The sequence below is a fragment of the Paenibacillus sp. 7541 genome (assembly GCF_002276395.1).
Taxonomy (GTDB): domain Bacteria; phylum Bacillota; class Bacilli; order Paenibacillales; family Paenibacillaceae; genus Paenibacillus_AQ; species Paenibacillus_AQ campinasensis.
This window is the reverse complement of sequence record NZ_NQLZ01000011.1, coordinates 69,465-84,243: the sequence shown is the minus strand read 5'-3', so window position 1 is coordinate 84,243 and position 14,779 is coordinate 69,465. Positions and strand designations below refer to the sequence as shown.

General features: G+C 53.3%; 13 protein-coding genes. 1 reads left to right on the top strand and 12 read right to left on the bottom strand.

The window, feature by feature from the left end:
* Position 1 precedes the first annotated feature (1 nt).
* Positions 2-523 carry a DUF6886 family protein gene (locus CHH75_RS06415; protein WP_095397770.1) on the bottom strand — a complete coding sequence of 174 codons (522 nt, stop codon included), beginning with the start codon at positions 521-523 and terminating at the stop codon, positions 2-4.
* Between the two features lie 133 nt (positions 524-656).
* Between CHH75_RS06415 and CHH75_RS06410 the strand changes: the two genes are divergently transcribed.
* Positions 657-1,439: a lipase family protein gene (locus CHH75_RS06410; protein WP_095397769.1), complete on the top strand. Its 783-nt coding sequence runs from the start codon at positions 657-659 to the stop codon at positions 1,437-1,439.
* Between the two features lie 13 nt (positions 1,440-1,452).
* On the opposite strand, the gene CHH75_RS06405 is transcribed toward CHH75_RS06410, so the two are convergent.
* The 11 genes from CHH75_RS06405 to CHH75_RS06355 form a co-directional block, all read right to left on the bottom strand.
* The gene (locus tag CHH75_RS06405) at positions 1,453-1,911 is read right to left on the bottom strand and encodes a hypothetical protein (protein WP_095397768.1); all 459 of its coding nucleotides are present in this window, start codon (positions 1,909-1,911) and stop codon (positions 1,453-1,455) included.
* Positions 1,912-2,259: 348 nt separating this feature from the next.
* Complete coding sequence (locus CHH75_RS06400) at positions 2,260-2,745, bottom strand: NUDIX hydrolase (protein WP_095397767.1); 486 nt, start codon at positions 2,743-2,745, stop codon at positions 2,260-2,262.
* Positions 2,746-2,903: 158 nt separating this feature from the next.
* Complete coding sequence (locus CHH75_RS06395; RefSeq protein ID WP_095397766.1) at positions 2,904-4,052, bottom strand: stalk domain-containing protein; 1,149 nt, start codon at positions 4,050-4,052, stop codon at positions 2,904-2,906.
* 557 nt (positions 4,053-4,609) lie between these two features.
* Positions 4,610-5,497 carry a sugar phosphate isomerase/epimerase family protein gene (locus CHH75_RS06390; RefSeq protein WP_095397765.1) on the bottom strand — a complete coding sequence of 296 codons (888 nt, stop codon included), beginning with the start codon at positions 5,495-5,497 and terminating at the stop codon, positions 4,610-4,612.
* Between the two features lie 214 nt (positions 5,498-5,711).
* The gene (locus tag CHH75_RS06385) at positions 5,712-7,985 is read right to left on the bottom strand and encodes a glycoside hydrolase family 95 protein (protein WP_255222979.1); all 2,274 of its coding nucleotides are present in this window, start codon (positions 7,983-7,985) and stop codon (positions 5,712-5,714) included.
* A gap of 17 nt (positions 7,986-8,002) precedes the next feature.
* Positions 8,003-9,034: a zinc-binding alcohol dehydrogenase family protein gene (locus tag CHH75_RS06380; protein ID WP_095397763.1), complete on the bottom strand. Its 1,032-nt coding sequence runs from the start codon at positions 9,032-9,034 to the stop codon at positions 8,003-8,005.
* Positions 9,034-9,996: an aldo/keto reductase gene (locus CHH75_RS06375; protein ID WP_095397762.1), complete on the bottom strand. Its 963-nt coding sequence runs from the start codon at positions 9,994-9,996 to the stop codon at positions 9,034-9,036. Before CHH75_RS06375 ends, CHH75_RS06380 begins: the two co-directional genes overlap by 1 nt.
* Before the next feature lie 15 nt (positions 9,997-10,011).
* A complete protein-coding gene (locus CHH75_RS06370; RefSeq protein WP_095397761.1) occupies positions 10,012-10,857 on the bottom strand; it encodes an amidohydrolase family protein in 846 nt (281 codons plus the stop codon).
* 145 nt (positions 10,858-11,002) lie between these two features.
* Positions 11,003-12,655 (bottom strand): ABC transporter substrate-binding protein, encoded by a 1,653-nt coding sequence (locus CHH75_RS06365; RefSeq protein WP_095397760.1) that lies wholly within the window; start codon positions 12,653-12,655, stop codon positions 11,003-11,005.
* Positions 12,656-12,709: 54 nt separating this feature from the next.
* Entirely contained in the window at positions 12,710-13,630 is a 921-nt protein-coding gene (locus CHH75_RS06360) for a carbohydrate ABC transporter permease (RefSeq protein WP_095264201.1), read from the bottom strand.
* Positions 13,631-13,654: 24 nt separating this feature from the next.
* On the bottom strand, positions 13,655-14,509 hold the full coding sequence (locus CHH75_RS06355) for an ABC transporter permease (RefSeq protein ID WP_095264211.1): 855 nt from the start codon (positions 14,507-14,509) through the stop codon (positions 13,655-13,657).
* Positions 14,510-14,779 lie beyond the last annotated feature (270 nt).

The following is a 14,779-nucleotide window of genomic DNA, read 5'->3' as shown; positions in this document are numbered from 1 at the left end:
CTCATTCTAGAGAGGTGTCCGGCACGGCATTTCTCATGCGTATCATGGAATAATGCAGCGTAGAGGCCAGCACCTGTTCCTTGAGCCGCATCAAGGACGGCATCACGCGCAGCTCAATATCGGCGCCGACAATGGCGCCGATCAGATCATCCATGGGCTCCACAGCAATCGGCGTCACCGGATGGGGAGAAACGTAGTATCCCGCATTGCTGTCCAGCAGCTCAAAGCCTTCCGGATGGAAAACATACCGGTACAGCTTCCCGTCCCGGATACGTGAGTCCCACCCCGCTTCGACTGCGATCATTCTCCGCACGCCAGACAAACCAAAAAACTTCTCCACATCCGATTCAGCCGTCTCCCTTCCTGCTTCTACGCAGATGCGAGGACAATCTCTCGGAACATAGTAGTGCGGAGCATGATGAGCATCGATTGCCCATACGACCGCCCGCTCATCATCCCGACCCGCAGGATGTCTCGGTGCGAATATATGAATCTCCGGATTCTCGCTGAAATGATACAGCACTGCGCTCCCTCCTAATCGTTCTAACGCGATATGCTTTCATGCTCTACGCTCTTATGTCCGCTTACATCCCGCCCCATAGGCACCAATCCCGCCCAGACCGAATATAGTGAAAGTAACGAGGGAGGGGCACAGCATGAAATTAAACACGGCTCAAACGCAGAGAGCCATCTTTCTGGCTGCTGTCTGCGGCCAAACTTATATGCAGTTCTCCAATCAAGACGGCCGCTTTGTTCTTCCAGCCAACTACACCCTCTTTGATACGATTGAAGCCCAGTCTCTCATCGGCATATGGGAGCGGTTCGGGTATATTATTCAGTCCGATCAAGAGATCATTATTGCCTTTCGAGGGACCAGCTCGGCCCCCAATTGGATTGCTGATGTGATCGCTTCCCAGCGCAAATTCAAGTATGTACAAGAAAATGTGCTCACACATGCCGGGTTTACCGGCATCTATAACTCTGCGCGCAAACAGATCAAGTCCGCTTTAAGGCGGCTGTCCAAGGATAAGGCGCTGTTCATTACTGGTCACAGTCTCGGCGCTGCACTAGCGGTGCTGTGCGCCGTGGATGTGGCAGCGAACACGGCTCGGGTGCCTGTGCTGTTTACTTATGGTTCCCCGCGTATCGGGGATCCCGCATTCGCCCAAGCCTTCAAACGCTATGTTCCGAACAGCTACCGAATTGCAAGCACATTTGATCCGGTAACGTACGCGCCGCCGAGCATCTATAAGCTGCCAAAACGCGACAAGTCCTACTACTACAGCCATGTTCCCACGCTCATTCCGTTGGATTTCCTGAAAGGATCGATATCAGGCAATCATGTCATCGGCAGCTATTATGCCGAGCTCGCCAAGCTCGACCCTCAATTCAGCGAGAAGCTGCGTGAAGCCAACCCTGGCCTATGCCCTGTAGAGTAAGAACCGCTTCGATTCAAAACCCAAGCAGCTCTTCCAGTCGTTCATCCGCAACGATATACATGATGGATAGGTCGTTGACCGTTTTGATTTGAACGAAATGATGGGCAAGCGAATCCTTTCGGGTGCCGGCGATATGGATTTTACCTGTGCTCACCGGATCTTTCGGAGTATAAATGAAACTTACTTCGTAATCAGCGTAACCGCCGGCATAACCATAGGTATACGCATATTCGCTCGTATCATCCTGAAAGTTCTTGATAAAAAACTGCCCTTCCGCTCCCTCGGCCTGAGCGTCGGCAAGCCATTGAGTGACCTCCTCCACATGCTCCGGCTCAATCTCATTCAATGAATAGGAGTATACGTGCTGCATCGCCGATTCAAGACTCACGGGCGGCTTCTTGGCCCCTTCAGCGGTGCATCCGGTCAGACATAAACCAAGGCATAGACCAACTGTCAGCCAGCGTGCTCTCATCCTCTTCCCCCCGCACAAATGGTTGATTATAAACTTTCGCCTATTATCTCATACAATGGTAGTCGAATACAGCTATGCGTCAGGTATAGAATGAATATAAGAAAGGTCTGCATTCACCGCTTCAGCGGTTGACTCCTAGGACAAGACGAGGCTCCTTGGTTTCTTGATTTCCTCGCTTCTCAGTCCCCCTTCCTCTTCCTTTCTGAAACGTTCATGATGGCAACCTCGGAGGTTGGGCTTCAGCCTAAACAAGACTCTTGCATGAGCAAGAGTCTGAATGCATTAAGGCATATGCCAGTTGATGCAACCTATGATGGAACGGAATCGATATCTATAGGCTATCCTTATTTAAAAAGTGCTGTTTCTCCCTAGGATCCCCTCAATTTCTTCATACCGCGCGAGCATTGCCTGAATAATCGGACGGTCGGGCGGATTGATCGCCTCCGGCAGCTGCTCCAGGCCAAAAAACTTCAGCTCCGACACTTCTTCCGTATCCGGCGCCGCAGTTCCTTCCACCTGAGCGGATACATAGACCGTCACAACATTATATACTTCATCACCATTCGGGTATTTGTAGTACAGCTCCGGGCCGGAAAATACATCAAACAGCTTCAGCGGCCCTGCCGTGAACCCCGTTTCTTCATAAAGTTCCCTTGCAGCGGCCTGTTCCAGCCGCTCTCCCGGCTCCATGGACCCGCCTGGAAGGCCCCATGCGCCATTGTCTGTCCGTTTGACTAACAGCATGGAATCGTCAGCCAATACCAGCACACATGCCCCGGTCATAATTAACGGCCGGGTTCCGACTTGTTTGCGAAGCTCCATTATATAACCCATAGAACATCCTTTCCTGTTCATGATGGCTAACGCTTAAAATCTCTTTGATGAACCTATTATATGCGGTACGAAGACTGCCGCTCTTCCACATGACCTGGTGAAACATAAAAGGTTAACCGAACAAACGGTTTGCTCGGTTAACCCTAATCGATGTAGATTTAGTCTTCTTCTGTAATCTGGATATTCACCTTGTCAATATTGGAGGCAGAGGACAGAGAAACGGAGAAGTTTCGCACATGCTCACCAACGACAAATCCACTCGAACCTTTCGTTTCTACCGCTTTGCCGTTTTTGTCATATCCGGTGACGACGATGCCAAGTGTTTTCCCTTTCTCATAGCCATTCTCCAGCACCGCTTCCACGACAAGCTTGCCATTATCAACACGGCTTGCTTCTGACAGCACCTGAACAGCATCCGCGAACCCCGTTGCTTTCACTTCGATGCGTGCAATCTGTGAAGCCGCGTTCAGGCTGACCTTGAAATTGCGGACATGCTCACCAACAACAAAGCCGCTCGTGCCTTTAGTTTCAATAGCTTTTCCATTCTTATCATAGGCTGTTACCACGATTCCGGTCGTAGCGCCCTTCTCATTGCCGTTCTCCACGACGCCGGTAACTTCAAGCTTGCCTTGATGAAGACGATCAGCATAAGAAATGAGTTCGACCTGTTGACGATGGCCTGTCAGCTCGACCTTGACAGAATCAATGACATCCACAGCATTCAGCGAAACATTGAAATTACGGACATGGCCTCCCACCACAAAACCGCTTGTGCCTTGGGTTTCAACCGCTTTCCCGTTCTTATCATAACCGGTGGCTACGATGCCGACGGTTTTCCCTGAGCTTGCCGTATTCTGAACCGAGGCGGTTACCTCGAGTTTCCCATTCTCGGCCTTATCACTCCAGGATACGAGTTTCACCGTATCGTCTGGCACCGCAGGGCTTGGTTGCGGCTGTGCCGGCGGTGTTATTGGTTGTGCTGGTTGTGCCGGTGTTGAAGGATTTCCCGTTTGAGATCCCTCCCCAATGACAACCTCTTTACGTTGGGCATTATAAGACACATCTACATCCAACAATTGGGAGACCGCTCTGACCGGAAGATATGTAGTTCCCTGATATGAAATAGGGAGAACGCTTTTACCATTGGCGTCCTTCAATTGAACGATTTGTCCATCCATTCTGATTTTCAGTTCCCCATTGAGATAAGCTTTTATTTCCTGCAATTGTGTGTTCGCCCATGCACTGATGCTCATGCCAAACATCATGAATGCGAAGCATAGAGCAGCCGTGATCCATTTCTTTTTCATTCCGTTACGCCTCCCCTTTCATTGCTTTACAGAATTTAACTGGCAACCTTTTCGATCCTATCATCGGGAAGAAAAATTTGTCAAACCCGCAGCTACAAGCGCTCAGCCCTTTCCAGCCTTGATCTTATCTCGATTCACCCAACAAATATAGGCTTAAATTCCTTCCCCATAATTTAAAATCGCGAAATTAGTCCCGGATCGTGCCAGCGACTATCGTCCGTTATGGGCACGCAGGCAAGTACAGATAAAAAAATTCACCCGGACACCCGGAGACTACAGAGGTTTAATTGCTGATATGTTGCGAAGGTCTGCTTCAACAAGAACCTACTCTAGTTGAAAATTTCCCCATACGATAAGTCTAATAGTACGACTTTAGTCGTGATTCAATACTTTCCGATTATATATAGGTCTATATGCACATTTTTTTTAAAAAAAGTCCCTTCCAGCGTTAAGTGTTCCGGCAGCACAAAGTCAAAAGGAGGATGACTAAACTAAAAAAGCTCGTACCACTAAGGTACGAGCTGACGTTGAAGAAGATGCTATGCTGCGCCCGGGATTCACACCGGGTTCGGTACGAATTCTCCGCCGCGGCACCGCTTCAAGTAATGAAGTGCATGCACTTGTCCCGTCATTTCCAGATCCCCTTTATACACAGGGTCATGCCATCCTTCAATATCGATTGTGCCCTGATAATTCGCCTGACGCAAAATCGTGATGATGTCGGTCCAGTTCGTGTCACCAAAACCTGGCGTACGGTGCCATACAAACGGCTTCGGCCCGTGGATGCCGTATTCCCTCACGACGTCCCAAGCAATCGTCGCATCCTTGCCATGTACGTGGAATACCTTATCTACCCACTTGCGCAGCTGCGGAATCGGGTCAATCAAGGACACCATCTGATGGCAGGGCTCCCACTGCAGCCCGATATGATCTGACGGAATCGCGTTGAACATCATCTCCCATGCCGTCGGGTTATGAGCGATGTTCCAGTCCCCTGTCGCCCATGTTCCGCCCATGTCGCAGTTCTCGAACGCAATTCGGACGCCCTTGTCCGCCGCTCTTTTGGACAGCTCGCCGAACACCTTCGCATATTGAGGAATAGAGGCGTCGATGGATTCCCCTGTCAGCCGCCCCGTAAATCCGGATACGATGTCAGTGCCGAACAGATGAGCATGATCGATCAGACGCTCCCAGCTTGCCAGAGTATCTGCGCTATCGCCTGCTCCCGTCAGCGGATTGCCAAAGATGCCGAGCGTCGACACGATGAAACCGTGTTCAGCCTGAAGCTCACGAACCCGCTTGGCCGTCTCCGCAAGATCGGTCTCGCCTGTCGTTTGCCAGAAGGTGAGACTGAACGATTCAAATCCGTGCGGCGCAATCTGGGGGATGACGCGGACGGCGTCCCCTCCGCCGACCAGCGTTCCGATACGCAATGAATTCGTCATATGTTTACCACTCCTATATTGACGTTTAATATGCCGAAGCAACCTCAGTATAGCCGGATTTCTCCGCTTTTTCTCATCCTATCTTGTGCATTACTAGCTTGATTTTGCGGGAGTTACCAGGCTTAACTACGCCAGCTAACCGGGAGCTTCGGCATATTGTTCGATCGACGCTGCGCCATTTGTGGCATGAAGCAACCTCGAAGAAGTGGCTCACTTAACGATCTATAACCGCCTTGTTGCCAAACGTATAGGAGCGTCCGGCCTCGCCCTCAAACGATAGGTGATCAAGACCGGGAGCTTCCAGTCGGAAAGGACCGGAAACTGTGCAATTCACAACCGCTTCCGTTACCTGTCCCCGCGCCCAGACGAAATCTACCGTATAACCGCCGCGGGCCCGAAGCCCCTTGACGCTTCCATCGCTCCATCTATCAGGCAGTGCGGGCAGCAGCCGAATCACTCCATCGTGGCTTTGGATCAGCATCTCGGCAATTCCCGCCGTACCGCCGAAGTTGCCGTCGATTTGAAACGGCGGATGATCATCGAACAAGTTAGGCAGTGTGGAATGAGCCAGGAGCGCTCTGACGTTGTCGTAAGCTTTGGCCCCGTCCTGCAGGCGGGCCCAGAAGTTAATGATCCACGCCCGGCTCCAGCCGGTGTGTCCCCCGCCTTTAGCCAGCCGGCGTTCCAATGTCGTCTTGGCAGCCTCAGCCAGCTCCGGTGTGCGCTCCACACTAAAGCTTTCACCAGGATAAAGGGCAAACAGGTGGGAGATATGTCGGTGCCCCGGCTCCACCTCTTCATAATCTTCCATCCACTCCTGAATTTGGCCGTATTTTCCGACTTGCGGCTTGGGCAGCCGCTTCAGCGCGTCCCTGAGCTCCTCACGGAACGCCTCATCTCGCCCGATCATTTCCGCACTCTGCATACAGGCATTGAACAGCGCTTCAATGATCTGGAAATCCATCGTGGCCCCGACGCACAGTACCCCCGTCTCTCCGTTTGGCAGCTTATACCGGTTCTCCGGAGAAACGGAAGGGCAAGTGACGAGTCTCCCTTCATCATCCTCGATCAGATAATCGAGCAGGAACAGCGCTGCCTCCTTCATCGTTTCGTAAGACCGTGCCAGAAAATATCGGTCTTGACCGAACCGGTAATGCTCCCACAGATGCAGGCATAGCCAGGCGGCGCCCATCGGCCAGAAGGAGGCGGGAAGATACGTATCCTGCGGCGCCGTATCCGCCCATATATCCGTATTATGATGCGCCGTGAAGCCACGGCAGCCGTACATGACGCTGGCAGTGACGCGACCGGGCTCGCGCATTCTTTCGATTAGCTCAAACAACGGCTCATGGCATTCGGCCAAATTACAATTTTCCGCATGCCAATAATTCATCTGTGCGTTGATATTGATCGTGTATTTACTGTCCCACGGCGGAGTGAAGCTGTCGTTCCAGATGCCCTGAAGATTCGCGGGCAAAGAGCCTGGCCGGCTGGAGGCCATAAGCAGATAACGTCCGAAATGAAAATAGGTCGCGATCAGGCCGTGGTCTTCTTCGCCCTGTTGGAATCGCCGCAACCGTTCGTCGGTCGGGAGCGCGGCTTTGTCCGGATTCCCGGGCAGTCTCAGTTCGACCCGTCCGTACAACTCGCGGTAATCGGCGACATGACCGGCTAATAGCTCGGCATACGGAACCCGGCTTAGCTTATCCAGCCGCCGTTTGCCGTCAATCTCCGGATCGGGATGACGGAACGTCGTTCCGGCGGTGAGCAGCAATGTGACTGTGCTGGCTCCTTCCACCAGCAAATACTCTCCCAGCGTGCGGCAAACGCCGCCCTCCGGAACCGCCTTCAAAACGGCACTGAAGGAGCTGCCTCCTTCTCCGCCGCAGTGCCCACGCATGAGCAGTCCGCTTGTCCCCCATTTGTCTGTCTTCTCCAGGTATCGCCAGTTCTGGCGATTGAACCGGGCTTTTAACGAGATTGCCTCCTGCTTGTCGGCGGTTATCCGAATGACAATCGCCTGATCCGGATAACTGGCAAACAGCTCGCGCGTATACCGGATCTCGCCGATGCGATAGCTGACCCGGGATACACCCTTCTCCAAATCAAGCTCACGCACGTAATCATTGACAGGCTGACTGTGCTGGCCGAAGGACAGCAGCAGATCGCCGAGCGGCATATAGTGTCGCTGCGCTTCCGGCTGCCCCGCCATCGTCATCGCCGCCAGCTCCTCCGCTTCCCGCAGCCTTCCTTCCATAATCAGCTTACGAATCTCAGGCATATGGGGCAGCGCATCTTCGTTGTTGCGGTCACGCGGACCGCCGTACCATACCGAATCCTCATTAAGCTGCAGCTTCTCCTCAGCCGTGCCCCCGAAGATCATTGCGCCGAGACGTCCGTTTCCGATCGGCAGTGCCTCATTCCATTCGCTAGCCGGTTTGCCGTACCATAATCGAGACCCTTGCTCCATGTCAGTCCAACTAGTCATGCTTCTCCTCCAATCCGTTATTTATCGAACCCGCCCAGCTCCACCATCGCCTTGATCACCTTCGATTCCGGCAGAAGCCAGCTGTCGAAACGGTCGATCATATCCTCAAGTGCACAGCGGTGGGTAATGTAAGCGCCAATGTCCACGTAGCCGCCGTTTATAGCTGCAATTACCCGCTCGAAGTCCTCCCGCGTTGCATTTCGGCTGCCCTGCACGGTCATTTCGCGCGCGTGAAATTCGGGATCGTTAAAGGTGATCGTGCTTTTGACCAACCCTACAAACGTCAAGGAACCGCCGTGGCCGACGAGCCCAAAGGCGCTTTCCATCGACGAAGCGTTGCCAGTGGCGTCGATCACGCATGCCGGAAAGCTGCCGCCCGTCAGCTCAGCCAGCTGTTCCCTTGGCTCCCGGAGCGCGTTTACCGTATGTTCAACCGCTGCCCAGGACCTGCAAAAGGCAAGCCGCTCGTCGTTCACGTCCATCGCAATCACCTTCGCGCCGGCGTAGCGGGCCATTGCCATTACACCCAGCCCGATCGGTCCGGCACCGATGACCAGCACCTGTTCCCCTTCGCCCATCCCTGAACGACGGACGGCGTGTGCGCCGATGGCCAGCGGCTCCAGCATCGCCGCCTGATCGAGGGTAAGCCCCTTCGGCTTGATGAGATTGCGGATAGGCACGGCAATCCGCTCCCGCAATCCGCCGTCCACATGGACGCCAAGCACCTTCATGTTCTGGCAGCAATTCGTTTTTCCCTGGCGGCAAGGCCGGCAATGACCACAATGGAGGTACGGAATCACGCTGACCAGATCTCCCGCCTGAAGCCCTTCCCGGTTGTCGCCGATCTGCTCAATCGTCCCGGAAAGCTCATGGCCGAGCACGCGCGGGTACGTAAAATAAGGCTGATTGCCCTGGTATGCATGCAGATCGGTCCCGCAAATACCGATGCGCCGAACCTTTATGATCGCCTCGTCCTCCCGCATGCACGGCTCCGGCAAATCCTCCCGAACGACGAACCGCCCCACATTCTCGCAGATGACCCCCTTCATCAGGATCGCTCCCCGCGCTGCAAGGTCAGTTCCCCGCCCCACTCGGGACGCCCGCTCGGCCAAGTTGCGCCATCGATTGGCTTCAGAATCTCCAGCACTTCTTGCAGCAGCTGTTCGTCCATCGCTTCTTCCGTCCACAACACGTTGCGCTGGATATTGTCCGGATTCGCCGTGCTGACGAGCGTCGTTGGAATTCGTTCATCGGCCGTCGAGAACTGGACCGCAAGCTTCGAGATATCCGCACCCCGGCTCCGGCAATGTTCCGCGGCACGCCGGCAGGCGGCCTTGATGTGTTCCCCAGCGGGATGCCACTCCGGCACGTCCCGGTTGCTCAGCAGACCCATGGACAGCGGTGACGCATTGATCAGTCCGGTTCCGTTACGCTCAAGCAGCGGCAGCAGTTGCAGCAGCGAGGTATCGTTCAGAGAATAATGGCAATAGGATAAAACGACATCCGGAGCGCTATGAGACAGCACCGCCTCAAAGACATTGAGCGGCAAGCCGGATACGCCGAAGAAGCGAACTTTGCCCGATGACTTCAACTGCTCCAGCGCTGGAAGTCCTTCCTCCAGCACCTGAGCCGGCGAACCGAACTCAATGTCATGCAGCAGCAAAATGTCGAGATAATCGGTTCCCAGTCGCCGCATGCTCTCTTCCGCACTGCGGATCAGCCGCTCCTTCGAAAAATCAAACTCGTCCTGTCCGTAACGCCCCCCTTTTGTGCACAAAATATACCGGTCCCTCGGAATCGTCCCTAGCGCCTCGCCCAGCACCGTTTCCGCTTTCGTCAAGCCATAGTAGGGCGAAACGTCAATCAGATTGATGCCCATGTCGATGGCGGTATGAACCGTACGGATCCCTTCCTCCTTCCGAACGTCCCGGAAAACGCCGCCCAGTGAAGATGCTCCAAAGCTTAACACCGATACGTCCAGCCCCGTGTTCCCCAACTTTCTGTATTTCATCACCTGGTTCCTCCATTATTCATGTTCATTCAACTTATAAAATTTGGCGGCGTTCGCGCCGAAAACGGCTTCAATCGCTGCCGGTGGCAGCTGACGATCCCGAAGGGCATGCTGCAGCACATCAACGACATCGTCATAGGTGGCTGCCAGAAGACAGACGGGCCAATCGCTGCCGAACATCACCCTTTCGGGTCCGAACAGGTCAAGCGCTTCATGGACATATGCGGCAAAATCGTCCTTGCGCCAGCCCTGACGGTCGGCCTCCGTTACCATCCCCGACAGCTTGCAGAAGATGTTCGGATATTGGGCGATTTCCGCCATATGGCTTCTCCAAGGTTCCATGATCCCAGATGCGATCGGCGGCTTCGCCAAATGGTCGACAACGCCTCGAAGCCGAGGCACCCGCTCCAGCAATTGGGCCAGCTGTGGCAGTTGGTCAGCCAGTACCAGCAAATCGACCGGAACGTCCTGTTCCGCAAAGTATGAAAGCGCTTCTATCCAAGTGGGCGACAAAATGACGTTCGGGTCCGCCATATCCTGGATCATGACACGAAACCCGATAAATTTCGGATGCCTGTTAAACCGGCGGAACTGTTCCATAAACGCAGGGTTCTCCAGATCCAGCCAGCCGACCACGCCGGCGACGAAATCGGCCGTTTCGCTTAATTTCAGAATATATTCGGTCTCCTCGATCGTCGGCGCCGCTTGGACCAGAATCGTTTGGCCGATGCCATGCCTCTGCAAATGCGGCCTGAGGTCAGAGGGCAGATAGTCGCGGTAAAGCACCGGAATTTCAGGCGTAATCCAACCGTAATCGTTGCGTTCGATCTTCCAAAAATGCTGATGGGCGTCAATGCGCATCGAACACCACCTCCATTCCTCCTTGTTATAACATCTCACCGTAAGAATAACCATGACCAAATTCCGCATAATGGAACCAAGAGCCCCCGCATGCTGAGCGAAGACTCCTGTCCCCATGAACCCAAGCTTATCCCGCTACAACCATTTACTTCGATATGGTTGATGAATCGTAGGCAGCCTGCATGATTTCAATATAACGCTGCATGTTGAGACCTTCCAGCCCTTTCACATAATCATCCCAATCCTTATCCAGACTTTTAGCGCCGGTGATGAACAGCAAAGCGTTCTGGTCAACATAGTCCTTGATGTTCGTCTGCATCATGCTGGCTTCGTCGGCTACCAACGGGTCGACCCATAGCGCCCAGTGCGGGAAGATTTCCTGCGGCTCCTTGCCTTCCATCAATAGCGTTGCCTCGTAAAGACGGCGTTCGTAGCCGTCATCAGCGAAAATATCCGTGCCTTGGACTTCAGCATCACGATAATCCCGATGGTGGTTATATTGAGTCAGTGCGCCCCAATTGTCATTGCGAGGCTGCTCCCCGGATTCAAGCGGAATCGATTTATAAAGCGGCTCTACTTTTTCGTTCAGTGCGATTTCTCCATCCTGAGGCTTGCGCCAGCTTACGCCCTCTTCACCAAGATAGGAAAGCATCGCGCCTTCTTGCGTATAGAAATAGTCCAGCATTCGAATGGCGGCGATTTGCGTCTCTTTGCTAGCTTTATTCGTCAGGACGAAGGATGCGCCCGGATCAATCGGATAGTTGAATGTTGCATAATTGGCATGCGGGCCTTGCAGGGGCGGAAGCGGATTGTAATCCCTGCTGTACGGCGCGTCTTCTCCCGTAGTCATAAACAAGGCGGGATGCATGCCTGCCCCGGCACCTAGCAGCTGTGCGTCCGCGTTATCCCCGATTTTTTTATATGCGCCTGCATTTTGTGTAAAAGCCCCTGGGTCAATAAGCCCTCCATCATAGAGCGATTTGATGTAGCCCAGTGCTTCCCGCCACTCAGGTTTGTTGGCAGCGGTGTCCACCTGGCCATCCTTCATGATAAGGTATGTTCTGTCGTCGTTGTATATAAAGCCGTTCATGAGATACGGGATCACGTGAACTCCGAAATTCTCGACAGATCCGCTGAGCGGCACTTCATCCGCCTTGCCGTTGCCGTTCGGATCCTGCGTCTTGAAGGCCTCGAGAACCGCTTTGAATTCTTCCGGCGTCTTCGGCTGCTCAAGCCCGAGCTGATCCAGCCACTTCGTATTGATCCACATTTTATTCGGATAGGAGCAGTGGAAGCATTCGTTTAAGCCGGTCAATCCGTAAATGTTGCCGTCCGGCGCGGTGTTCATCGCCTTGTAATATTCGTTGTTCTCCAGCACTTCCTTAATGTGCGGAGCATGCTCGTCGATAAGGTCGTTCAGCGGAATGATTACCCCCTGCTGTCCGAACTTCAGCAAGTCCGTCTGCGAGAAGCGGTCTACCCATGGAATGAGCAAGTACAGATCCGGATAATCGCCGGACGCAAGCGAGATTTGCCGTTTTTCGGCCGCGCCGTCGAATGGAACGGTTGTCCAGTTGAATTTGATGTTAAACTGCTCTTCCATTTTTTTCGTAAACTTGTTGGTCCCTAGGTCCACATCCGATGCTTGATGGGCAAATACGTTAATTGTTACCTTCTGTCCGGCATCCGGCATGCCGCCTTCTTCGCTCCCTGCACGGTCATTTCCGCCGGAGCATCCGGCAAGCACGAAACTAAGCGTCAGAATGAGAACAAGCAGACGAGTTCCTGTTTTTCTCAAATCAATCTCCCCCTCATGAATGGATAATGAAATGTAACGGGCTCTGCCCTCGATTTAGCCCTTTACAGAGCCAATCAGCATGCCTTGCACGAAATAGCGCTGCACGAACGGATAGATCACCAGTACCGGAAGACTGGCCACCACAATGAGCGAGTATTTCATCAGCTCGGCCATTTGCTGCTGCCTCACCATCTCCCCGGCATCTATATTGCTTGTTCCGCTGCCCAGGATGAGAATGCTGCGGAGAATGAGCTGAAGCGGATAGAGCGATTGCGATTTCAAGTAGATCAAGGCGTCGAAATACGCATTCCACTGCCCCACCGCATACATGAGCGAAAGCACGGCGATGATCGGTTTGGCAAGGGGAAGAACGACGCTGAAAATGTAGCGGATGTCGCTGCACCCGTCGATATCCGCCGCCTCAGACAGCTCATCCGGGATCGAGGTCTGAAAGAAGGTTCTGGCGATAATGACCTGCCATACCCAAACAGCATTCGGGATGAGCAGTGCCCAGCGGGTATCGATCAGGCCCATTGATTTAACAACCAGATAGGTCGGAATCAAGCCGCCGGAGAACAGCATGGTAAAGGTGATGAAAATCATAAGCGGCGTGCGGCCGAAGAAGGACTTCTTCGACAGCGGGTAGGCGACCATAATCGTCAGGGATACGCTAATTAACGTACCGGCCACGGTATAAAACAATGAATTGGCATAACCGGTCAGCACCTGGCCGTTCCGGAACACCGCCTCATACCCTGCCAGCGTCATGTCGACCGGCCATAGCCACACCTTGCCCGCAGAGACGGCGCTTGGACTGCTCAGGGAAGAGCTTACGATGTAAATAAGCGGATACAAGACAGCGATTAATACCAAGGTCAGCATGATGTAGGTCACAGTCAGAAAGATGCGGTCCCCTAGCGACTCCTTGATCCTTGTGCGCTGCCGGCTTCCAGAGTGGGTTTGCCATGTTTTCATGTCACTCAACCCCTTTCACAAAATTTACCAGAGACTGGTATTGGAAGCCCGCCTGGCAATCGTGTTGACGACCAGGAGCAGAACCAGGTTGATTAAGGAATTGAACAGTCCGACCGCCGTGGCGAAACTATAGTTCGCGTTTAGCAATCCGATTTTGTACACATAGGTGGAGATGATTTCCGACGTGGACAAGTTCAGCGGATTTTGTAATAAGTACATTTTCTCGAAGCCGAGCGCCATGATGTTGCCTACGCTAAGAATCAGGATGATGACCGCTGCCGGCATAATGCCGGGGAGATCGACGTTCAGAATCTTCTGGAACCGATTGGCGCCGTCCACCTTCGCCGCTTCATACAATGACGGGTCAACCCCTGCCAGCGCAGCAAGATAAATGACGGCGGAATAGCCCATCGTTTGCCACACGTCGGACAGCACGTAAATCGTGCGGAACATGCCGGGCTCTCCAAGATAATTGATCGCTTCGAAGCCTAGCGCACCCGCGATCGTGTTCACGATCCCGAGTCGTGGGGACAGGAACAGCATGATGATGGACACCATGACGACCGTGGATATGAAATATGGCGCATAGGTGACCATCTGCACGGTTTTTTTGAACCTTGCACTTTTCACCTCATTCAAAGCCAGCGCCAGCAGAATGGGGACCGGAAACCCGACGATCAACTGATAGAACGAAATGTACAGCGTGTTCTTGATCAGTGTCGCAAACGCCGGATTGCGAAAAAACATCTCGAAATACTGCGTGCCGACCCATGGGCTCCCCCAAATCCCTTTCACCACGTTATAGTTCTTGAAAGCAAGCACGGCGTTTGCCATCGGCAAGTACTTGAAGATGATGAAGTACAACACCGGCGGAATAATCAGCAGATACAGCTGCCAATGTCTTCTGAAGCTTCGGTAAGCGACTCTCCTGATTTCCGAGCGTTTGCTGCTCGGAGTTCCGGCTGTTTTGGACTTGGAAAATAGGGTACTCAGTTCCATCCCTCCCTCGATGTAATTGCTGCCGTTAAAGTGAGAACACTTTTTGACAGCGCTTTCTTGTGCGTAATCATAAAATTGCACGCTAGACTTCGTAAAGGCACACTTACTTCCACAGCGTACAATTCCGGATATGGATGCCCTCAAACCCTT